The following is a 22,596-nucleotide window of genomic DNA, read 5'->3' as shown; positions in this document are numbered from 1 at the left end:
GATTAATAAAACCCATTCGTATGAAATATAATTTTCATACGAATGGGTTTTCACTCTATTATATAGTGTTGTAAACATGCCTTCTCCTCAAATCCTACTTTCTTGTACAATTTCATCGCACGATCATTATTCGTATTCAAACATAATTCTATCTCCTTCATTCCTTGGAAGGAAATAATATACTGAATTGCCTTTTGTAATAACCGCTCTCCGACACCTTTTCTTCTACTATTTTCAGCGGTTGCAATAAATTCGATATTCGCTTTTTGAAACTCTGGATTTACTTCCACATATACATAACCTTCTAACTTATCATTCTTCATACTTACAAATAATTTATTCGTATTACTTAAACGTTCAATAATTTCGTTTCCGTCATAATACGTATTAGAAAACACATGATTGTGTAAAGCGATAAACTGCTCAAACACTTGTGGTAAAGCCTCTTCTACATTACATATAATACGGTGCTCCACAATATTATTTAAAACGAGAATACTATGTCGACCTTGTTCTTTTGCATGTAAATTCCTCATTAAACGGGCACAATTATTATTTTCCACATGATAAAAACCATAAAATCTCTCAATATGAAAAGGCACCTTTTCTATAAGTTCCTTCTACCTATGTAAAGCAACTTCTTCCCAATTCTCTGCGATAATAAACGGCCCCCATATCTCTGCACATTTCTTTACTTCATCCACATCAAATCCTAATAAACCTATTAAATTATTATTCTCATAAGTAGCAACAAAAGATTGTTCCCAGCCTATATCTGAAAAATCATGAATAATTGTCTGTAACAACTCCTCTTTCTCATCTCCACAATAGCCAACATGATGAGTAGCATCTTTATTCATATTCGCAATAAATGCTGCCACCTCTTCAATTTTCAAAATAGAACTGACATACATAACCTCTCCTCCTCGTATATTAATATTTAAGCCCTATTACAGGCTTAGATTTTCTTCTTAATAAGAGCCCTATAAATAAAAATACTTGGACGTCTCAAGATATTTCTAGATAATGATTGTAGGATCATTTGGGACAATTCTTTCACCTCCTGTGGATTTACCACATTTGAAGAGTGTTTCTCAGTGAACGTGCGGGACTCCCTACTCGCAGGCTGAGCAGCCTGCCCCTCGAACCTAGATGATAGTAGCTCTAGGGCGGCTTTCGATTCAGGACTAGCTCTCATACACGAGGTTGTTGGTCGGCGTACACACTAGAGATATCTCGAGACGTCCAAGAAATGATTCTAATATAGAAGGGAGGTCTCTTACATGAGATTATTTGTTGGTTTAGATGTAAGTTCGTTTGATATGAAAGTTTGCTTTTTAAATGGTGATGGAGAAAAACTGGATTCTTTTTCGGTCAGTAATGACCTACCAGGAGCTACTACACTCAAAGAAAAATTATTACAGTGTGTTGCAGGGAAAGAGGTCGACATCCTTAAGATTGGCCTAGAATCCACCTCTGTTTACAGCTTTCATCCTTCTATGTTTCTTCACCATGATATAGATTTACAGCGTTTTGGAGCAAAAGTATTTCTCCTAAACCCAAAGCAAGTCGCAAATTTTAAGAAAAGCTATTCTGACATGAATAAAACCGATGAGATTGATGCCTATGTCATTGCTGATTACTTACGATTTGGCCGCAATCAAATGTCTATCGTAAAAGAAAGCCAGTACGTGGCACTGCAGCAATTAACTCGATCACGATACCAACTTGTCAAAATGTTAACGAAAGAAAAACAACACTTTCTTCAACACCTAAGTTTTAAATGTAATACATTTTCACAAGAGGTGGATACTTCCGTATTTGGTAGCGCCATGACAGAACTATTTCTTGAAAAATTCAGCTTAGAGGAACTAGCTAATATGCCTTTAGAAGAACTCGCTGAGTTCCTACAGGAAAAAAGTCGAAACCGTTTTGGTGATCCAAAATGCGTAGCAGCATCCATTCAAAAAGCTGTGAAAGCTTCTTATCGCTTGGATAAGGTTGTAGAAGATTCAATAGATGTCATCTTAGGTACATCCATCGCAGTCATTCGTACGTTTCAACAGCAAATCAAGGAATTAGAAAAGTCTATTAAAAAAATCATGGCTGGTTTGACCCAAACACTTGAATCTATTCCTGGAGTAGGTCCTGTTTTCGCTGCCGGTATCATTGCTGAAATTGGCCAAATCGAAAGATTTGACGATGAAACAAAAATAGCCAAATACGCTGGATTATACTGGCGAAAGCACCAATCTGGTCGTTTTACAGCTGAAGATACTTCATTATCCCGTACAGGTAATCATTACTTGCGTTATTACTTAGTTGAAGCCGCCAATTCAGTAAGAAAGCATGTATCAGATTATCAAGAGTATTACGTGAAAAAATATAATGAAGTACCAAAACATCAACACAAACGTGCACTCGTTCTAACCGCAAGAAAATTTGTGCGATTGGTGGATGCGCTACTACGTAGCCACCAACTTTTTACGCCTGGAAGGTGTGTGAAAGAATGACATAAATTTTTGTCATCGCTACCTTTCATTATTTTCCAGTAAATTACATTCGTTACTGGTTTAGTTTCGTGATGCCTTTTTTAAACAAATTGACCTTTGGCAACTTTAAACTTTGTTATTTCTCAGTTGACATACTACCGCAGGTCTTCACTAATATATTCACACCTTTTCCATTTATATCCTTCTAAAAAAGACATCACCATAAGCATATTTCAAAATGAAATCGCCATGATAATGTCTTCTCAAAAACTCATATAATCATCTTACGTTATAATAAGATAAAACGTTTTTTATTTCTTAAATAATCTCTTTCTAAATACAAACATACTCAGTGCTGAAAGAACTAACGCTATGCCTGAAAGTAATGTTGATGTATTCTCTTGTCCACCTGTTGCTCCTAATGATTTCTTACTTTCTTCTTGCTTATTAACAGCTGGTTTATTTTCTTTCACAACTTGATTATTCACGTTTTGTTCTTGGACTACTACTGATTGATTTACCGCGTCTTTTGAACCTTCAATTTCTTTTCCTGTTTCTTTTACCTCCGCTTTCGATCCTTCAACTCCTGTTGTTGGCTCGTCCACTTCCTCTTTCGCTTCTTCAACTTCTTTCGTTGGCTCTTTTACTTCCTCTTTTACTTCCTCTTTTACTTCTTTTACCGGTTCTTTCACTTCTTCTTTTGTACTTTCAACTTCTTTTACCGGTTCTTTCACTTCTTCTTTTGTTTCTTCAACTTCTTCTTTTTCCACTATATTCTGTATAACTGTTCCGTTAAACCTGATGCTAATTTCATCAGAATCTAAATCAAATTTATACACCTTTTCACCTAGGGTATTCCATTTTATTACTCCGTTATTAAACGTCCCTCCCTCACTTACCAATTGAATATTTTCAATACTTTCTCCTTCTAAATCATATACAGGAATTTGAATTTCTTCGTTTATTTTTGCATCATTTAAAATGATATTTTGTCTTCCAACATCAATTGTAAACCACTGACCTAATTGTATTAACGGCCTTACATCACGAATCTCATTTCCAGCTAGATTTAAGCTAAATAAGTTTAGCATGGAACCAATAACCGTTACATCTTTAATATGATTGTCCGCAAGATTTAACCACTGTAAATTTTCCAATGAAGATAGTGGTGTTATATCTTCAATTTGATTATGAGATACATTCACATTATTCAATTGTTTCAAGTTTGAGATGAACTCAATATTTTTCAGGCCTACTCCTTCTAAAGTAAGTTTTTCTAAATTCGTCATGTATTCTAAACCTGTTATATCTTTTATCTCATTTCCTTTTTCTTTAAGTATCTCTAATTTTTTAATCTGTAATAAATCTTCTTTTGTGATAGGAGCGTTTACATTCTCTCTACCTAAATTCTCTTTATTAATATGTTGTTGTAAAGTTTTATCGAGAATTACATTTTGACTTTCTTTTTGTTTTTCAACTATATTCTGTATAACCGTGCCATTAAATCTTATTTTACTTTCAGTAGAATTAGTATCTAGTTTAAATTCATATATTTTTTCTCCAGGACTATTCCATTTTATAAATCCGTTATTCAGAGTAGCCCCCTCACTTTGTAGATTAATATTTTGAAGTGGCTCTCCTTTAAGGTTGTATACTGGGATTTTTATTTCTTCATCTACACTTGCTTCATTTAAAAAGATTTTTTGTCTTTGAATGTCAATTGAAATTCGCTTACCTAATTCCTCAACAGGCCTTACGTCAGAAATTTCATTTGCTCCAAGATTTATCTCATGTAAATTTGTTAAGGTGCTCAGCGGCGATACATCAGAGATATAATTCTCTTCTAAATTCAGCACTTGTAAATTTCCTAATTGAGATAATGGTGATATATCTTTTATTTCACTATCAGAAATTTCTAGTTCAATAAGATTACTCATTTTACTAATAGATTCAACATTATTAATTTTATTGTTCCCTATCCATAATAGTTCCACATTATTTAATCGATCAATTCCCGTAAGATCACTGATTTGATTATTTGCTAAGTATAATTGTTTCATAGTTGATAATGTAAATAATGGCTGGATATCTTTAATGTTATTACCGATTAAATCTAATGTTTTAATTTTTTTCATTTTACTTAATGGTGTAAGATCAGAAATTTTATTATCTCTTAAAAAAAGCATATTAATATTCTCTAGCTGCTCAATTGGGTGAATACTTTCAATTGAATTAGACGTTAAATCAACGTACTTCAAACCTCTCAATTTCGAGATGGCTGATATGTCTTTTACATTAGACTCTCGTAACGTCAACTTCTCTAAATTTGTCATATACTCTAAACCAGTTATTTCATTTATTCCTTTACCAGAATAAATGGATAACGTTTTAATTTTTAATAAATCTTTCTTTGTGATTGGCGCATCAACATTATCTCTATTTAAGTTGTATTTATTAATATATTTTTGTAATTGCTTATCTAATATTACATTTCCGTTTTCATCTTGTTTCTCCTCTTTATTTTCCTTTTGTGCTTCTGGAACATCTTTATCTAAATTCAATGTATTTACTTCAAACTGTACTTGGTACTTATTGTCATAGGCCATTGTTGGAATATAAATATGCATTCGCATATTATACCTTTTTCCTAATTCCCCTACTTCAAACTGAATCACTTTCGTTCCATTTTTCTTTTTGTCTTCTGATATTACTTTCACATCATGAAACACACCTGGAGTGTGAATATCCTCTGTCTTCAAGTATTGAAAGAAATCACTATCACTTAACGTTGCTGTTACAATTTTCTTTCCATTCTCAATTGTTAATTTCGGATCCTTTATATAAACAGCTGCCATAGACTCTTCATTCGTTTTATCTTTATACGCTTTAATAACAGCGTCATATGTACCATCTTCTAAACCTTGTCCAGTTTTATTCGCCTCAATTGCTACTGCCGCTAAAGCAGGTGTTGAATACACAGCAAACGGAAGTGATAACGCCGCCGCTATAATCATTGCATTTATACGTTTTCTTTTATTTTGTTTCAACTTTACATCTCCTCCGAAATATATAATTCAAAATGTAATCATTTCTCGAATAAATGATAATGATTTTCATTATCATTGTCAACTGAAAAAATAAAAAGTTTACAAAAAAAGAACCTCTTTAAAAGAGGTTATGCCATTTTCTCACCTGATTCTTCTCTAAAAAAGCTTTTCATCGCATGAAATACGTCTGCTTTTTGCTTTAAAATATAGTATCTAAAGTTTTCATCTTTAATAATTTTATAGGCTGACATGAGTGTACTGTGGCGGTTGTACTGATTCACTTCCCCATACCCAAACATATTACACTTCTTCATTAGCTCTTCAACAAGTTTTACACATCTAGCATTATCTGATGTTAAATTATCACCATCTGAAAAATGGAATGGATAAATATTATAGCGGTCAGGTGAATATTTATTATCGATAAGTTCTAATGCTTTTTTATATACGGAAGAACATATTGTTCCGCCACTTTCTCCTTTTGAGAAAAATTCTTCTTCTGTAACGACTTTCGCTTCTGTATGATGAGCAATAAATTCAATATCAACTGTTTCATACTTTGTGCGTAAAAATCTTGTCATCCAGAAAAAGAAGCTACGTGCCATATATTTCTCCCATATTCCCATCGATCCACTCGTATCCATCATCGCTAATACAACAGCTTTTGAATCTGGCTTTAATACTTCATTCCAAGTGCGGAACTTTAAGTCTTCTTGATGAATTGGATGAAAAGATGCTTTACCACCCATCGCATTTCGTTTATATGCGGATATCATTGTTCGTTTCTTATCGATATTTCCCCATAATCCTGTTTTTCTAATGTCATTAAATTCAACATGTTCAATCCGGTTTTCATCCATTTCTTTTCTCTTTAAATTAGGCAGTTCTAACTCTCTGAAAAACGCTTGCTCTAATTCTAAAATAGAGACTTCAGCTTCATAGTAATCTTCCCCAGCTGCATCTCCTGCTCCTTGCCCTTTTCCTGGCCCTTTTTGTTTTTGACCACCTGATCCATCTCTCGCAACGACATCACCAACTTTGCTGTCACCGTTTCCTTGCCCAACATGTTTATTTTTATCATAATTGTATCTAATCTTATATTCATCTAGAGAACGAATTGGTATTTTTACAACATCCTTGCCATTAGACATAACTATACTTTCTTCTGTTACAAGATCGGGTAAATTATTCTTAATTGCCTCTTGTACTTTTTCTTGATGGCGCTGTTGGTCGTCATATCCTTTGCGATGGAGGGACCAGTTTTCCTGTGAAATCGTATAATTTGGTTGATTTTCTTCGCCCATTCCTTTCCCTCCTTACTGTAATTGTCTTCCTGTATGAACAGCAATCTATAAATTTTGTTCTGTAATATGCAAGCTAGAATATTTGAAAGGTAACTGCCCACAGAAAATCATCCCATAAACATTTATAACGTTTTTCATACAATACCCCGAGCATCCTAAACAAAATTTTGCCACTCACATAAATAGAAAGAAATATTCAGCCACTGATAAGAAAGAAACACAATGCATTGTTGCACACATTTTTACTTTGCAACATATTGTATTGTGTTGGCTTTTTTCGTATGAATGGTTGGTTACTCTATCATATGCATATTGTAAAAATAATTGACAATAAATTCATAAAATTACATCTTAATTTATTACATTTGGACAAGGTATGACACTTTATACACATATGAACGGATAATAAAACGCTGTCCCGCAAAATACAAGAGACAGCGTTTTGTTATCAAACTATCTGTTTAACAAGCTACCTACATAGCGTAGTAATTCATTTGCTGAAGAAGAATTATAACCATGCTCATCAATTAAACGCGCAACAACATCATTGATTTTCTTAAGCTGATTTTCGTCCGGCGTTTTCGTTGATGTTGTAATTTTCACTATATCTTTTAAATCAGCAAATAGTTTTTTCTGAATCGCTTCACGAAGACGTTCATGTGAATTATAATCAAAGCGTTTTCCTTTACGGGCATAAGCAGAAATGCGAATTAAAATCTCTTCACGGAACGCTTTCTTAGCATTTTCTGAAATTCCAATTTGCTCTTCAATTGAGCGCATTAATTTTTCATCTGGACTCATTTCTTCTCCTGTTAACGGATCACGTAATTTCGATTTATTGCAGTACGCCTCAACGTTATCTAAGTAATTATCCATAAGCGTCTTAGCTGATTCTTCATATGAATAAACAAACGCTTTTTGTACTTCTTTCTTCGCGATTTCATCGTATTCTTTTCTCGCTAATGAGATGAAGTTCATGTAACGTTCACGGTCTTCATTACTAATGGATGGATGCTGATCTAGCCCATCTTTTAAAGATCTAAGTACATCTAACGCGTTAATAGATGGTACCTCTTTTCGAATGATTGTAGACGAAATTCGGTTAATGACATAACGAGGATCAATACCCTTCATACCTTCATCTTGATATTCGCGTTGTAATTCTTCTACATCAATCGCATTATAACCTTCTACCGTTTCTCCATCATACAAACGCATCTTTTTAATTAAATCAATATCCGGACGCTTCGGATCTTTTAAACGAGTTAAAATAGTGAACATTGCTGCAACGCGAAGTGTGTGTGGTGCAATGTGAACATTCGATACATCACTTTCACGAATCATTTTTTCATAAATATGTTCTTCTTCACTTACTCGTAAATTATAAGGAACTGGCATTACAATAATTCTTGAGTGCAATGCTTCATTTTTCTTATTTGCTATAAATGAGCGATACTCTGTTTCATTCGTATGCGCTACAATTAATTCATCTGCTGAAATAAGCGCAAATCTTCCCGCTTTGAAATTCCCTTCTTGCGTAAGCGATAATAAGTGCCATAAAAACTTCTCATCGCATTTTAACATCTCTTGGAACTCCATCATTCCTCGGTTTGCCTTATTTAATTCTCCATCAAATCGATACGCACGCGGATCTGATTCTGAACCATATTCTGCAATCGTAGAAAAGTCCAGACTACCTGTTAAATCTGCAATATCCTGTGATTTTGGATCAGACGGGCTAAATGTACCAATCCCTGTACGGCGATCTTCAGAGAAGAAAATACGCTCTACAACTACATCCTCAATTCTTGATCCGTATTCTTGCTCTAAACGCATGACATTTAGTGGTGATAAATTCCCTTCAATTCTAACCCCATACTCATCAAAGAAATCATCTCGTAAATGATGTGGAATTAAATGCAGTGGATCCTCGTGCATTGGGCATCCTTTAATTGCAAAAATTGCTCCGCGATCTGTTCTCGAATATGTTTCTAATCCTCGTTTCAACATTGTAACTAACGTTGATTTCCCTCCACTAACAGGACCCATTAATAATAAAATTCTTTTTCTAACATCTAATCGTTTTGCAGATGGATGAAAATATTCCTCTACAAGACGTTCTAGAGCATCCTCTAATCCAAAGAGCTGATTACTAAAGAAGTTATACTTTCTTCTACCATCAACTTCTTCAATTCCAGCGTCTTTTATCATATTGTAAATGCGAGAGTGTGCTGTTTGAGCCACCCATGGTCTTTCTTTCACAAGCTCCAAATACTCCGCAAACGTACCTTCCCATTGTAAACGTTCTTCTGCTGCTCGATGCTGTTCAATCTTTTTTAGAATATCCATTATAGCTCCTCCCCCATCTCCTTGTTCAATCGGATTATTATAAAAGGTATGCTAGGATGTCCTTAAACATTCTTTAAATCAAAACGAAATATATAATAGCACGCTAAAATTCTCTCCAAAATTCAAAGAAAATTCTGTATAATATAGGTATTAACATTTTTACACTGCTATTCATTATAAATAAATTCTTTTCTTCTAAGAACCTTACATACATTTTGGATAATAAATAAAACTCATAAACCGAAAACAGTAAGGAGGATATTAGTATGAAATTATTATTAATTTTAGGTGTATCACTCACATTTCTTACAGCTATTTTTACATCCGGTTACAATGACAAACCAGGTACACATAAAAAATGATGTGCTTTTAGCACATCATTTTTTTATTTATAATACATATTTTCCATATCATATTTGGATAGTGGTCGGCTATAATAATAACCTTGTACAAGCTTCACATTCTTTTCTTTCAAAAACTGTATTTGCTCCTTTTTTTCTACTCCTTCTGCAATTATATTCAATTCTAAAGTATGAGCTAAATGAATAATTGCAGCTGCAATATTCGTATCACGTTCATCTATATGTATACCTTCCATAAAAGAACGATCAATTTTTAAAGTATCAATTGGATATGTTTTTAAATAACTTAAAGATGAATAGCCTGTTCCAAAATCATCTAAATGAATCTTTAAATTTTGTTCTTTTAATTGTAGTAACACTCTCTTTGATATATCTTTATGTATAAGAGCTCCTTCTGTAACCTCTATCGCTAATAAATGAGCTGATACATTGTACTTATTTAAAGCCCGTGTAATCATCTCTATTAATGTAATAGAACGAAAGTGTCTAGCTGAAATATTAACCGCAATTGGGACCACTTCATATCCTTTATTTAACCATTCGCGCAGTTGCTGACACACTTGATTTACTACCCATTCATCGAGCTTAATAATAAATCCTGTTCTTTCTGCCAACGGAATAAATTGGTTTGGAGAAACAAATCCTAATTCCTTATTCTCCCACCTTATTAAAGCTTCCATACTAGCTATTTTTTTCGTTTCAATATTAATTTGTGGCTGATAATATAAGAAAAATTCATTTTTTTCTATAGCACGATGTAACTGGTTTTCTATTATAAACCTTTGTTCACGCTCACAGTCTAATCCACTACAATAAAAATGATAATGTCCTTTTCCTTTTTCTTTTGCTTTTTCTAAAGCAGCATCGACCCTCTGAAATAGTATTTTTTCATCTTCTCCATCTGCTGGAGCCATTACAATTCCAATTGATGCACTTAAATATACATCTTCTTCTTCGATTACAAAATATTCACTAATATTTTTCAGTATGCTTTTTGCAACTTCCTCTACATATTCTTTCTTTATATTTTCTATCAACATAACAAATTGATCATCGTGTTCTCTAAATAAGTGCATACCTTCTATTTTTAGATTGCTTAAACATTCTGTAACTTTTTGTAATACTTTATCTCCCTCTTTATGACCAAATGTATCATTAATACGATGAAACTCATCTAAATCTATAAATACAAGCGCAAAATTTACACTCTCATTTAAAAAAGTATTTAACTTATTTGTACATGAAATTCTATTCATTAATCCCGTTAACTGGTCATAGTAAGCTAAATATTCTGTTCGCATTTCGTTTAATACTTGCCTTGTAACATCTCTCGTAACAATATAAATCCCAACAATTTCACCGTTCACAATAATCGGGATAGTTCTCAAAGAAATATATAGCTCGTACCCTTCTTTATGAACATATTTCTTTGAAACAATTTGTTTTGCTTTTCCTTGCATCGATCCCTTAAATATACTTTGAAAATCTTTTTCATATTCTTTATTAATGAATTCAAAAATAAATTTATTATTTAATTCCTCATACCGGTATCCAAATATTTCATACGTTGCCGGATTTGCATATGTAACTCTCCCTATAGAATCTATAGATATAATTGAGTCATTATTATATTCCAGTAACGACTTAAATAACATTTGTTTTTCCTCTATCTTTGTCTTCTCCTCAATTTGAGCTGTAATATCTCTTGTAATGCAAATAACAAATTGACATATTCCTTCTTCGTCGCAGACAGGATTAAGTGAAGATTCATAATGTATCTCACCTTTTGGTAAATTGACTACATCACAAAAGGTGTGTGCTTTCGCTTCTCTCACTACTTTTGCATATTGCCTTTGCAATATCCCCGCTATATCTTTTGGTAATACTTCTGCAAAAGTTTTTCCATAGCACTCTTCGCTTAACCTAGCATAATCCATTCCTATTTTATTCACATACATATATTGAAACGTTTCATTATCAATAACTTTCAATATGAATACTAAATCTTGAATAGCATGTAATAATCCTTGTCTAATTAAATCCATATCTATCATACTTAAAAAGGTATTTTGATTACTATATTCTTCCTTCATATTTATCTCAACCCGTCTTATCTATTTTTAATCATATATCCCATTCTATATGATTATGTCCTCTCTTTTAAATGTATGATTATATATTATTTTTATTTTATAAAAAAAGTCGCCATATGGCGACTTTTAATAAACGATTTCTAAATCTAATCCAGGGTAATTTTGTTGACGGAACGCTTCATAAATTAAAATTGCTGCTGTATTAGATAAATTTAATGAACGTACTTTATCTGTCATTGGAATACGTAAACAATGATCAAAGTTTTCTTCGATTACATTAGCTGGTAAGCCGTTTGTTTCTCTTCCAAATACAAAATAGTAATCCTTCTCACGCTTGCTATAGTCAAACGCTGTATGAGCTTTCTCGCCATACTTTGTTAAATAGAAGAATTCACCGTCTTTATTTTTTTCATAAAATTCTTCAATTGAATCATAATACGTAATTTTTACGTGCTGCCAATAATCTAATCCTGCACGCTTTAACATTTTATCATCCGTTGAAAATCCAAGCGGTCTAATCAAATGTAATTCTGTTCCAGTTGCTGCACAAGTACGAGCAATATTCCCTGTATTTGCTGGAATTTCTGGCTGATATAAAACAACATGTACTCCCACGCGATATTCACCTCTGTTTTTTGTCTACTACGTATTATACCACTTGAGCGAAAAATCTCTACCCATTAATAATATGAAAGAATTTATATTTCATTTGTGGTGTATATTTACTAGAGTCTTCATAGTTCCAATAACGTCGACGGCTATTCGCTGAATGTGCATTTACAAGCGGCATACCATCTGCATCTTTTGCTACTACAATCGTCGTATGATTCCATCTTCCGTCATCCTCGAAATCATAAGCAATGACATCTCCAAGAATAAGTTCTTCTGGCCTCTCTACCGCCTCTGCTCGAAGTCCTGTTGTAGCACCTGACAAATACCAATAAAAAGAATGTGCAACAGCCCAGCTCCAACTCCACTGATTCTCCCTTTGCCACCATCCTTTACGAATATTAGGATACCCGTTCATAGGTACTTCTCCAGTATGAAGACATTGAGAAATGAAATTCGTACAATTATCAGGGAAATTACGATACATAGGATTCCGGTCATCCCACCAACGCTCTGCATATTTCACTGCCTCTAAACGATTATACTGATAAGAACCGTACTTCTCTTTCGTAATATCCCTTTCTAATGTCTCACCCATTCTAATTTCTTCTGACACTTCAATAGCAGAATCGCCTATAATTCGACTATTATTTAAACAAACTCTTCGTTTTAATTGTTCCTCTTCAATATAAAATAATTCTTTATGCTTAATTAAATATTTAAAATGTATTTGATAATCAATTTCTTGATGGTCATTACTATTTAATTGTCTAATGAAAGAAACATCCGCAGTTGCTTTCACTATATGTGCACTACGCCTTTGAAACAATTGTTTCTTTCTCAGTGCCATTTGTAGTAAATCCTCAGCAATACCATCCACATTCGTTCTTTTCTCCGTTATATATGCTAAAAATTGTTGTACTTGGTTTTCAATCTTCGTTTTTACAACCATTCTGTCTCCCTCCCATATTACAATATGAAAAAGGGAAATATTATCTACTCTTTTTTCTGTGCTAACAATTCAAGCCCGCGATTCATTTCATGAAGCACTTCTTCATCTTTCTCACGTTCCATCGCTTTCTCAATCGCTTCGCCTACTCCATCTCCGCCAATTTTCCCAAGTGCCCATGCTGCCGTTCCGCGTAGTACCGGTCTTGGGTCATCTTTCATAACACCAATTAAATCTGGAATTGCCGATGCTTCTTTAAAATGTGCTAATGCTAAAATCGCATTTCTTTGCAGTGGTTTTTTCCCTCTCCATGACCCTGACATAATCCCATATTTCTCTTTAAAATCACGATTACTAATTGTTAAAAGTGGCGTTAATAATGGTTTAACTAGCTCAGGATCCGGCTCCATCTCAGGATGATTATGAAAATCCATTCCTTTGTTTTTCGGACAAACAGTCTGACACGTATCACATCCATATATGCGATTTCCTATTTTATCGCGATATTCTTCAGGTAGGAATCCTTTCGTTTGTGTTAAAAACGCAATGCACTTCTTCGAATCTAACTGTCCCCCCTGTATTAAAGCACCGGTAGGGCAAATATCGATACATTTCGTACAGCCTCCGCATTGATCTTCTATCGGCTTATCTGGCGGGAATGGAACATTTGTAATCATTTCCCCTAAGTATACGTACGAACCAAATTCAGGTGTAATAATAGAGCAGTTTTTACCGCTCCATCCAATACCAGCACGCTCTGATACAGCTCGATCACTTAATTCACCTGTATCAACCATGGACTTCACTTCTATATCGGGAAGTTTTTCAATTAAATATGCCTCTAATTTTTGCAAACGATCTCGTAAAACAAGATGATAATCTTGTCCCCAAGAAGCACGACAAAAAATCCCACGGCGTTCTCCACGCTTACTTAATGGTGCATTTTTTAATTTTGAAGGATATGCTAAAGCAATCGCAATAATTGATTTAGCACCCGGTAATAACAGTTGCGGATTCGTTCTCTTCTCTATATCAGGCTCTTCAAATCCAGATTGATAATTTAATTGTTGTTGCTGGATTAAGCGCTGCTTTAATTCCTCAAAAGGAGAAGCGCTCGCAAAGCCTATTTTATCTATGCCAATTGTTTTACTATACGCAATTACATCTTGCTTTAATTGTTCAAAATCCACTCTTAATCGCCTCCTCAGATGAATCCACCCCTTATGTAACCACTCTATTGGTTAGTAATTCACGTTTGGAATACTATCATTTACTTCTATTTTCGCATGTAATTATATTTTTCAAACATTAAAAAACGCAATGCCTCGTTTATCTCGGAAACGAAACACTGCGTTGATCACAATTTATAGAAAAACTTTTAATAAAATTTGGAGCGGGTGAAGAGAATCGAACTCTCGACCAGAGCTTGGAAGGCTCTTGTTTTACCACTAAACTACACCCGCAAATATGAATTACATATAAGATATTAGAATAACTTATGTAAAATAGTATAGCATGTAAAAAAAGTAGAGGCAAGAATTTTATCGAAAAAAGTCGAAAAAGTGATGAGAGACCTCATCACTTTTTCAATTCTTTATCAATTGCCTTCTTCATACTATCAAAATCAGGATTTGCAAGATTTCCGTTTACATATACAGAAGGAGCACCTTGAACTTTTAATTTTTGAGCACGATCTGAATCTTTACTTACTTTTTCTTTAATGTCTTTACTGTGTAAATCTTTCTTAAATTGCTCTACATCAACTTTTGGAAGTTTCTCTTTCACAATGCTAAGAAGCAAATCTTCTGTAATCCATTCTTCCGTATCTTTCTTTTGATTTTGATAAATCTCATCATAGAAAATCCAGAATGAATCTTTATCTTGTTTATAAATTGCTTCACCAGCTGCTGCACCTAAATCTGAGTCTTTTCCGATAAATGGGAAGTTAATAAAGTATAACTGCACTTTGCCTTTATCAATATACTCTTCTTTTAATCGAGGTAATACTGTTACATCCCAAGTACGACAAGCAGGACATTTAAAGTCTCCAAATTCAACTACCTTAACTGGAGCATCATCTTTCCCTAAAGATTGTTGCGTAGAATAAGCAAACATCTCATTCCCTTTATCTTTTTTGTCATTTATGATGCTATACGCAATTGTTCCAATTACAATCAATACTGCGATAGAAAAAACTATACCAAGAGCCATGAGTTTATTTGATTTCATATACATTCCTCTTTAAATTCATATTCTGTATACAGCATTGTACACAATACACATAATATCAACACTTATATACGTCACGCAATGAACACGCTCACATAAATTACAAAAACACAATAATTGTGACGATATTGTGTCACAATTTGTCACAATTTATTCAAAAAAAGAAGCTCCTCTGTAGGAACTTCTCTTAACTTACTGCTTTTTTACGCGCGCTATTTAACATCGACTGCTCTATTTTTATATCATGACGAATTACCAATTTCTCACTAACTGCTTGAACATACTCATCATGGCTTATATAGCCTTCTTTCTCCATTAGTCTCAAAACGACATTACGTCTCTCTACTGCTTTATCATAATTTTGGGCAGGTGAGTAATAAGCAGGTGCTTTTACTACAGCAGCCATCATTGCACTTTCAGCCAACGTTAATTGGTTCACCTTTTTACCGAAGTAAAGGTTTGCTGCTTTTTCAATTCCCCATGCTCCTTCTCCATAATAAATATTACTTACATATAATTTTAATATTTCATCCTTCGTAAATGTGCGTTCAATTTTTTTCGTATAAAAAATCTCTTTCCACTTCCGAGAAAATGTACGTTCATTCGTTAAAAAGGCATTTTTAGATAGCTGCTGTGTAATTGTGCTTCCTCCTTGCACGACACCACCAGCCTTTATATTCTCAACAGAGGCCCTAATAATTGCTATATAATCTAAACCGTTATGATGATAAAATCTTTTATCTTCTGTCGCAATAAATGCATGTGTTAATGATTCTGGCACCTCTAACTTAGCCGGTACATGTAATTTACTAATATCACTTTTCTCAATCATTACATTTCCAATGAATAATAACGTACAACTTAACAATAATAATAATATAATGGCTTTATAAAAAAGTTTAGTCATTGGATTTAATGCAACTTTTTGATGATAGTTCACCCTAGATAATACTCGTTCTTTCATCTTGAACACCTCTTTTCCACACAGCATATAACTCTTACTTTAAGAATACATTGTTGTAAAAAAATATCCCATCGATTTCTCTTACACGTACCTTACATCATTGTAAGGTATAAAGTGAAACTTTAATCGGCCCTCATTAATCAAGCTTACTGCCCAGCAAATAGTTGGATAAAAAAGTATTGTATCACAGTCTTTTTTTATCTACTATTCATCTGAAATATTGAATATAGGTTATGTTAAAGTACGAATAACCAATAAAAGAGAAACCCTTAAGACTATTATATTTTCACTTTACACTTTAATTATATCATCTACAAATATATATACTTTTGACTATCTAGTAATCTAAATGTATATAACATATAGATTTATTATACAGAACAAACGTTCCCGAAATCAATACTAGTGCTATTATTATTTTGACCTTTTTCTTAAACAGTATACAAAAAAAGAGTAGTGATTCGAATGTATCTCAAATCGGCTACTCTTTTCTTTACAATCTTCCTATTAAATTATACGGCTGTACTTCCCACGTTTCATACGGAATAAAATGTGTTGCTCTCATTGCATCAAGCGTTCTAGATTTCATATGAGGACGCGTTATATACTCATCTATGTTCTCTTCATTTAAATCAACAAATTTAGCCTCTTGTATTTCTTCAGGTTGAATTTTTATTTCACCACTTATATATGCTACTTTAAAAACAACAGCTAGAATATGCATAGAAGTATTATAATAAACGCCTGTAATTCCGATAGGCTTCACCGTTAACCCTGTTTCCTCTTTTATTTCCCTACAGACAGCTTGATCGAGCGCTTCGCCTTCTTCTACCTGTCCTCCTGGCAACTCCCACGTATCAGCTCGCCAGTGCACTTTTGTTAATAACACTTCATTTTTTTCATTTGTTAAATAACCTGCTACAGCAACGATATGCTTTGGTGTCTTATGTTCCATATTAAGCCTCCTAGAGATAATGAATATTTTATATATCCCTATAATCATATTCCCTACCTACAACAAAATACCTTTAATACTTCATCACCTTAATTAACTTCATAAAAAAGACCCTATCCGCTAAGCGAAAAGGGTCATCTATCGTATTACTCTCCTAAGTCTACGTTGTGATAAACTTGTTGAACATCTTCTAAATCTTCTAATGCATCAACCATTTTCTCAAATTGTGCTTGAGCATCTTCAGGAAGTGTTACATCACTTTGTGCAAGCATTGTTAATTCTGCAACTGTAAACTCCTCAACGCCAGCACCTTTAAGTGCAGATTGTACTGCATGAAATTGATCTGGTTCAGCATACACGATAACAGAATCTTCTTCTTCTAGAATGTCACGTGCATCTACATCTGCTTCCATTAAAATTTCAAGAACTTCATCTGATGTTTTACCTTCAAGGCCGATAACAGCTGTCGCATCAAACATGTAAGCTACAGAACCGTTCACACCCATATTACCACTGTTTTTGCTAAATGCAGCTCGTACATCTGCTGCAGTACGGTTTACGTTATTTGTAAGTGTATCTACAATAACCATAGCTCCATTTGGTCCGAATCCTTCATAACGAAGCTCGTCATAATTTTCTTCTGAACCGCCTTTTGCTTTTTCAACTGCACGATCAATAATTGTTCTTGGAACATTGTATGTTTTCGCACGCTCTAATACAACTCTTAGTGCTTGGTTTGATTCTGGATCTGGCTCGCCTTGTTTTGCTGCCACATAAATTTCACGCCCAAATTTCGCGTATATACGGCTTGTATTTGCATCTTTTGATGCTTTTTTGTCTTTAATATTGTTCCATTTACGGCCCATACTTTCCACTCTCTTTCCCGTTTTAAATCTACATAAAAATATTAATATGAAATATAATGTGTGTTCAACACATTTTTAAAAGAAATATAAAAAGTTCATTTTTGATTCATATTACAGACATAATATAAATCACTATCATTTTGTTCTTTCGACAAGTTATATTATACATGAATTCCTACGTTTATTACGAATTTTAGAAGCACATAGTATAATTTAACAAAAAGACTCTAACATTTCTGTTACAGTCTTTTTATATTGCCAATAAAGATTTCCATATTATTCCCATAATTGTTTTCTATTGTTGTATAATAAAAATAGGAAAAAATTTGAAGGAAAGATAGAAGGTGAATTATGACACATTCAAAAGACAAAAAATCACATGCTTTTAAAGGAATAGGAGAGAAGTTAAACCCAACTATCTATCAAGTGAGATTCATGAAATTAGATGAACCAATTCGATTTGAGTCGTTTCCTGAATTAAAGGAATTAGGAGACTGGTTGAGTACTTCAACGCACATGTGGTCATGCCACTCAACTATGTACAAATACAACAGAGAAGAGTTTGAAAAGAAGTTCTTAGAAATTACGAAATTAACAGCTGATCATGTACTAATATCTACTGGTGGCGTCGGATTTAACTTCATGTCACCAGGTTGGAGAAATTCTCTATAAAATAATGAAATTATATAAAGGGATAAAAATTTATCCCTTTATTGTTTTGTAGCTTTCCCCAACTGTATCGCATGTACTAAATGAATAAGTTTACCTTAATCATTTATAACCATTTCACCAACACACCATTTTTGCTTATTTTATAGTATGATGAAAACATAAAAAGACTCTACACATTTGGTGTAGAGTCTTTTATTACGCCGTTCATGATACCGATGGTCGGGGTCGAACCGACACTCCCGAAGGAACACGATTTTGAGTCGTGCGCGTCTGCCAATTCCGCCACATCGGCACAAAAGAAAAGGCGGCAACCGGATTTGAACCGGTGATAAAGGTTTTGCAGACCTCTGCCTTACCACTTGGCTATGCCGCCATATAAAGTTTTATTGGAGCGGAAGACGGGATTCGAACCCGCGACCCCAACCTTGGCAAGGTTGTATTCTACCACTGAACTACTTCCGCAAAAATGGCTGGGCTAGCTGGATTCGAACCAGCGCATGACGGAGTCAAAGTCCGTTGCCTTACCGCTTGGCTATAGCCCATCGAATTCTTACTTAATTATATGTAAGTATCCATTAGATTATTTGTAATTTTTAAAATAAAAATGGGGCGACTGATGGGAATCGAACCCACGAATGCCGGAGCCACAATCCGGTGCGTTAACCACTTCGCCACAACCGCCATGTTGTGTAAATATATTTGGCAGGGGCAGTAGGAATCGAACCCACACTGGAGGTTTTGGAGACCTCAGTTCTACCTTTAAACTATGCCCCTATGTAAATGGTGGAGGGGGGCAGATTCGAACTGCCGAACCCGAAGGAGCGGATTTACAGTCCGCCGCGTTTAGCCACTTCGCTACCCCTCCGAAACTTACATGGTGCCGGCTAGAGGACTTGAACCCCCAACCTACTGATTACAAGTCAGTTGCTCTACCAATTGAGCTAAGCCGGCGTATTTTATTAAAATAAATGGTGGCTCGGGACGGAATCGAACCGCCGACACGAGGATTTTCAGTCCTCTGCTCTACCGACTGAGCTACCGAGCCTTATTAAAATGGCGGTCCCGACCGGGGTCGAACCGGCGATCTCCTGCGTGACAGGCAGGCATGTTAACCACTACACCACGGGACCATTTGGTTGCGGGGACAGGATTTGAACCTGCGACCTTCGGGTTATGAGCCCGACGAGCTACCGTGCTGCTCCACCCCGCGATAATACTATTCATATAAAATTTATATGGTGGAGGATGACGGGATCGAACCGCCGACCCCCTGCTTGTAAGGCAGGTGCTCTCCCAGCTGAGCTAATCCTCCAAAGTGGTGACCCGTACGGGATTCGAACCCGTGTTACCGCCGTGAAAGGGCGGTGTCTTAACCACTTGACCAACGGGCCAAATATTATAAATCCTATGGCGGAGAGCAAGGGATTCGAACCCTTGATACGCTTGTGACGTATACACGATTTCCAATCGTGCTCCTTCGGCCAACTCGGACAGCTCTCCAATGGCTCCGCAGGTAGGAATCGAACCTACGACCGATCGGTTAACAGCCGATAGCTCTACCGCTGAGCTACTGCGGAATAATATTGCCTGGCAACGTCCTACTCTCACAGGGACAAGGTCCCAACTACCATCGGCGCTAGAGAGCTTAACTTCCGTGTTCGGTATGGGAACGGGTGTGACCTCTCTGCCATCATTACCAGACATTATTCTTTTGAGACAATCATTATTATAACTTATTTACTTTAAAAGTCAACAAGTTTTTTATGTTCTCTCAAAACTAGATAACATTGCTACATATTATATGGTTAAGTCCTCGATCTATTAGTATTCGTCAGCTCCACATGTCACCATGCTTCCACCTCGAACCTATCAACCTGATCATCTTTCAGGGATCTTACTAGCTTACGCTATGGGAAATCTCATCTTGAGGGGGGCTTCATGCTTAGATGCTTTCAGCACTTATCCCTTCCGCACATAGCTACCCAGCTATGCCCTTGGCAGAACAACTGGTACACCAGCGGTGCGTCCATCCCGGTCCTCTCGTACTAAGGACAGCTCCTCTCAAATTTCCTACGCCCACGACGGATAGGGACCGAACTGTCTCACGACGTTCTGAACCCAGCTCGCGTACCGCTTTAATGGGCGAACAGCCCAACCCTTGGGACCGACTACAGCCCCAGGATGCGATGAGCCGACATCGAGGTGCCAAACCTCCCCGTCGATGTGGACTCTTGGGGGAGATAAGCCTGTTATCCCCGGGGTAGCTTTTATCCGTTGAGCGATGGCCCTTCCATGCGGAACCACCGGATCACTAAGCCCGACTTTCGTCCCTGCTCGACTTGTAGGTCTCGCAGTCAAGCTCCCTTATGCCTTTGCACTCTACGAATGATTTCCAACCATTCTGAGGGAACCTTTGGGCGCCTCCGTTACACTTTAGGAGGCGACCGCCCCAGTCAAACTGCCCACCTGACACTGTCTCCCGGGTCGATAAGACCCGTAGGTTAGAATTTCAATACAGTCAGGGCGGTATCCCACCAGCGCCTCCACCGAAGCTAGCGCTCCGGTTTCAATGGCTCCCGCCTATCCTGTACAAACTGTACCAAAATTCAATATCAGGCTACAGTAAAGCTCCACGGGGTCTTTCCGTCCTGTCGCGGGTAACCTGCATCTTCACAGGTACTATAATTTCACCGAGTCTCTGGTTGAGACAGTGCCCAAATCGTTACACCTTTCGTGCGGGTCGGAACTTACCCGACAAGGAATTTCGCTACCTTAGGACCGTTATAGTTACGGCCGCCGTTTACTGGGGCTTCAGTTCAGAGCTTCGCTTACGCTAACCCCTCTCCTTAACCTTCCAGCACCGGGCAGGTGTCACCCCCTATACTTCGCCTTACGGCTTCGCAGAGAGCTGTGTTTTTGCTAAACAGTCGCTTGGGCCTATTCACTGCGGCTTTCCGTTAAGAAAGCACCCCTTCTCCCGAAGTTACGGGGTCATTTTGCCGAGTTCCTTAACCAGAGTTCTCTCGCACACCTTAGGATTCTCTCCTCGCCTACCTGTGTCGGTTTGCGGTACAGGCACCTTTTATCTCGCTAGAAGCTTTTCTTGGCAGCGGGGAATCAAAGACTTCGCTCCATAAGGAGCTTCCCCATCACAGCTCAGCCTTTACGATAAGCGGATTTGCCTACTTATCAGCCTAACTGCTTGGACGTGCACAACCAATCGCACGCTTCTTCTATCCTTCTGCGTCCCTCCATTGCTCAAACGATAAAGAGGTGGTACAGGAATATCAACCTGTTGTCCATCGCCTACGCCTGTCGGCCTCGGCTTAGGTCCTGACTAACCCTGAGCGGACGAGCCTTCCTCAGGAAACCTTAGGCATTCGGTGGACGGGATTCTCACCCGTCTTTCGCTACTCATACCGGCATTCTCACTTCTAAGCACTCCACCAGTCCTTCCGGTCTGACTTCACTGTCCTTAGAACGCTCCCCTACCACTGATACCATTGGTATCAATCCGCAGCTTCGGTGGTGTATTTAGCCCCGGTACATTTTCGGCGCAGAGTCACTCGACTAGTGAGCTATTACGCACTCTTTAAATGGTGGCTGCTTCTAAGCCAACATCCTAGTTGTCTAAGCAACTCCACATCCTTTTCCACTTAATACACACTTTGGGACCTTAGCTGGCGGTCTGGGCTGTTTCCCTTT

At 36.3% G+C, this 22,596-nt stretch carries 13 protein-coding genes, 16 tRNA genes, 2 rRNA genes and 1 pseudogene (1 of these 32 cut by a window edge); 2 read left to right on the top strand and 30 right to left on the bottom strand.

Annotation, left to right across the window (positions count from 1 at the left end):
• Nucleotides 1–50: 50 nt before the first annotated feature.
• Nucleotides 51–914 (bottom strand): annotated as a pseudogene (locus MHH55_RS24160) (GNAT family N-acetyltransferase).
• A gap of 369 nt (nucleotides 915–1,283) precedes the next feature.
• Between MHH55_RS24160 and MHH55_RS24155 the strand changes: the two are divergent.
• Nucleotides 1,284–2,513, top strand: coding sequence for an IS110 family transposase (locus tag MHH55_RS24155; protein WP_340880302.1), 1,230 nt, complete (start codon nucleotides 1,284–1,286; stop codon nucleotides 2,511–2,513).
• Between the two features lie 290 nt (nucleotides 2,514–2,803).
• Here MHH55_RS24155 and MHH55_RS24150 read toward each other — a convergent pair whose 3' ends face one another.
• The 12 genes from MHH55_RS24150 to MHH55_RS24095 form a co-directional block, all read right to left on the bottom strand.
• A complete protein-coding gene (locus tag MHH55_RS24150; RefSeq protein ID WP_017656616.1) occupies nucleotides 2,804–5,539 on the bottom strand; it encodes a leucine-rich repeat domain-containing protein in 2,736 nt (911 codons plus the stop codon).
• Between the two features lie 128 nt (nucleotides 5,540–5,667).
• The gene (gene yhbH / locus MHH55_RS24145; protein WP_078187316.1) at nucleotides 5,668–6,843 is read right to left on the bottom strand and encodes a sporulation protein YhbH; all 1,176 of its coding nucleotides are present in this window, start codon (nucleotides 6,841–6,843) and stop codon (nucleotides 5,668–5,670) included.
• A 453-nt stretch (nucleotides 6,844–7,296) separates the two neighbouring features.
• Nucleotides 7,297–9,192 (bottom strand): PrkA family serine protein kinase, encoded by a 1,896-nt coding sequence (locus MHH55_RS24140; RefSeq protein WP_000353273.1) that lies wholly within the window; start codon nucleotides 9,190–9,192, stop codon nucleotides 7,297–7,299.
• Between the two features lie 385 nt (nucleotides 9,193–9,577).
• On the bottom strand, nucleotides 9,578–11,647 hold the full coding sequence (locus MHH55_RS24135; protein WP_075676510.1) for a sensor domain-containing protein: 2,070 nt from the start codon (nucleotides 11,645–11,647) through the stop codon (nucleotides 9,578–9,580).
• Between the two features lie 126 nt (nucleotides 11,648–11,773).
• Entirely contained in the window at nucleotides 11,774–12,262 is a 489-nt protein-coding gene (gene trmL, locus MHH55_RS24130; protein WP_000538147.1) for a tRNA (uridine(34)/cytosine(34)/5-carboxymethylaminomethyluridine(34)-2'-O)-methyltransferase TrmL, read from the bottom strand.
• Between the two features lie 58 nt (nucleotides 12,263–12,320).
• Complete coding sequence (locus tag MHH55_RS24125) at nucleotides 12,321–13,208, bottom strand: amidase domain-containing protein (protein ID WP_000260591.1); 888 nt, start codon at nucleotides 13,206–13,208, stop codon at nucleotides 12,321–12,323.
• Between the two features lie 44 nt (nucleotides 13,209–13,252).
• Entirely contained in the window at nucleotides 13,253–14,395 is a 1,143-nt protein-coding gene (gene queG, locus MHH55_RS24120; protein WP_000345215.1) for a tRNA epoxyqueuosine(34) reductase QueG, read from the bottom strand.
• Nucleotides 14,396–14,594: 199 nt separating this feature from the next.
• Nucleotides 14,595–14,668 (bottom strand) — tRNA-Gly (locus MHH55_RS24115).
• A 115-nt stretch (nucleotides 14,669–14,783) separates the two neighbouring features.
• Entirely contained in the window at nucleotides 14,784–15,434 is a 651-nt protein-coding gene (locus MHH55_RS24110) for a DsbA family protein (RefSeq protein ID WP_000841307.1), read from the bottom strand.
• Between the two features lie 187 nt (nucleotides 15,435–15,621).
• Nucleotides 15,622–16,398: a transglycosylase domain-containing protein gene (locus MHH55_RS24105; protein WP_000664715.1), complete on the bottom strand. Its 777-nt coding sequence runs from the start codon at nucleotides 16,396–16,398 to the stop codon at nucleotides 15,622–15,624.
• Between the two features lie 493 nt (nucleotides 16,399–16,891).
• Nucleotides 16,892–17,353 (bottom strand): NUDIX hydrolase, encoded by a 462-nt coding sequence (locus tag MHH55_RS24100; protein ID WP_000400455.1) that lies wholly within the window; start codon nucleotides 17,351–17,353, stop codon nucleotides 16,892–16,894.
• 146 nt (nucleotides 17,354–17,499) lie between these two features.
• Entirely contained in the window at nucleotides 17,500–18,219 is a 720-nt protein-coding gene (locus MHH55_RS24095) for a YebC/PmpR family DNA-binding transcriptional regulator (RefSeq protein WP_000532952.1), read from the bottom strand.
• A 351-nt stretch (nucleotides 18,220–18,570) separates the two neighbouring features.
• Between MHH55_RS24095 and MHH55_RS24090 the strand changes: the two genes are divergently transcribed.
• Nucleotides 18,571–18,891 (top strand): DUF3884 family protein, encoded by a 321-nt coding sequence (locus MHH55_RS24090; RefSeq protein WP_000149743.1) that lies wholly within the window; start codon nucleotides 18,571–18,573, stop codon nucleotides 18,889–18,891.
• A 210-nt stretch (nucleotides 18,892–19,101) separates the two neighbouring features.
• Here the strand turns inward: MHH55_RS24090 and MHH55_RS24085 are convergent.
• The 17 genes from MHH55_RS24085 to MHH55_RS24005 all read right to left on the bottom strand — a co-directional run.
• Nucleotides 19,102–19,183, bottom strand: a tRNA-Leu gene (locus MHH55_RS24085).
• A 10-nt stretch (nucleotides 19,184–19,193) separates the two neighbouring features.
• Nucleotides 19,194–19,264, bottom strand: a tRNA-Cys gene (locus MHH55_RS24080).
• 14 nt (nucleotides 19,265–19,278) lie between these two features.
• Nucleotides 19,279–19,353: transfer RNA gene (locus MHH55_RS24075), tRNA-Gly, on the bottom strand.
• Nucleotides 19,354–19,358: 5 nt separating this feature from the next.
• Nucleotides 19,359–19,433: transfer RNA gene (locus MHH55_RS24070), tRNA-Gln, on the bottom strand.
• A 63-nt stretch (nucleotides 19,434–19,496) separates the two neighbouring features.
• Nucleotides 19,497–19,572: transfer RNA gene (locus tag MHH55_RS24065), tRNA-His, on the bottom strand.
• Between the two features lie 19 nt (nucleotides 19,573–19,591).
• Nucleotides 19,592–19,665: transfer RNA gene (locus MHH55_RS24060), tRNA-Trp, on the bottom strand.
• A 7-nt stretch (nucleotides 19,666–19,672) separates the two neighbouring features.
• A tRNA-Tyr gene (locus MHH55_RS24055) sits at nucleotides 19,673–19,756 on the bottom strand.
• Nucleotides 19,757–19,766: 10 nt separating this feature from the next.
• Nucleotides 19,767–19,842, bottom strand: a tRNA-Thr gene (locus tag MHH55_RS24050).
• 18 nt (nucleotides 19,843–19,860) lie between these two features.
• Nucleotides 19,861–19,936: transfer RNA gene (locus tag MHH55_RS24045), tRNA-Phe, on the bottom strand.
• A gap of 9 nt (nucleotides 19,937–19,945) precedes the next feature.
• Nucleotides 19,946–20,021, bottom strand: a tRNA-Asp gene (locus MHH55_RS24040).
• A gap of 3 nt (nucleotides 20,022–20,024) precedes the next feature.
• Nucleotides 20,025–20,101 (bottom strand) — tRNA-Met (locus tag MHH55_RS24035).
• A gap of 26 nt (nucleotides 20,102–20,127) precedes the next feature.
• Nucleotides 20,128–20,203: transfer RNA gene (locus MHH55_RS24030), tRNA-Val, on the bottom strand.
• A 4-nt stretch (nucleotides 20,204–20,207) separates the two neighbouring features.
• A tRNA-Glu gene (locus MHH55_RS24025) sits at nucleotides 20,208–20,282 on the bottom strand.
• 17 nt (nucleotides 20,283–20,299) lie between these two features.
• Nucleotides 20,300–20,391: transfer RNA gene (locus tag MHH55_RS24020), tRNA-Ser, on the bottom strand.
• 2 nt (nucleotides 20,392–20,393) lie between these two features.
• Nucleotides 20,394–20,468, bottom strand: a tRNA-Asn gene (locus MHH55_RS24015).
• 8 nt (nucleotides 20,469–20,476) lie between these two features.
• Nucleotides 20,477–20,592, bottom strand: a 5S ribosomal RNA gene (rrf, locus tag MHH55_RS24010).
• A gap of 100 nt (nucleotides 20,593–20,692) precedes the next feature.
• Nucleotides 20,693–22,596 (bottom strand): 23S ribosomal RNA (locus MHH55_RS24005) (it continues 1,018 nt past the right edge of the window).

It is taken from the genome of Bacillus sp. FSL K6-2944 (assembly GCF_038005385.1).
Taxonomy (GTDB): Bacteria; Bacillota; Bacilli; order Bacillales; family Bacillaceae_G; genus Bacillus_A; species Bacillus_A cereus.
This window is presented reverse-complemented; position numbering and strand designations above follow the sequence as displayed.